The organism is Sulfitobacter sp. 15WGC (assembly GCF_005068605.1).
GTDB lineage: Bacteria > Pseudomonadota > Alphaproteobacteria > Rhodobacterales > Rhodobacteraceae > Sulfitobacter > Sulfitobacter faviae.
In genome coordinates this window covers 1-252 of sequence record NZ_SZNL01000183.1, presented here as the reverse complement: position 1 = coordinate 252, position 252 = coordinate 1, and the positions used below count along the sequence as shown (strand labels likewise).

Sequence of the window (252 nt, the reverse complement as noted above, 5' to 3'; positions counted from 1 at the left end):
ATGGCCGTCTTTCGACTCTGCTCGACTTGTCAGTCTCGCAGTCAGGCTGGCTTCTGCCATTGCACTCAACGAGCGATTTCCGACCGCTCTGAGCCAACCTTCGCGCGCCTCCGTTACGATTTAGGAGACCGCCCCAGTCAAACTACCCGCCACACAGGTCCCGGAACCGGATAACGGTCCGCGGTTAGACATCAAGCAGAACAAGGGTGGTATCTCAAGGGAGGCTCCACCGAGACTGGCGTCCCCGTTCTC

Annotated in this window: 1 rRNA gene; it reads right to left on the bottom strand. The window is 59.1% G+C overall.

The features are described from left to right. Positions 1-252, bottom strand: a 23S ribosomal RNA gene (locus FCK22_RS18475); the annotation flags it as partial.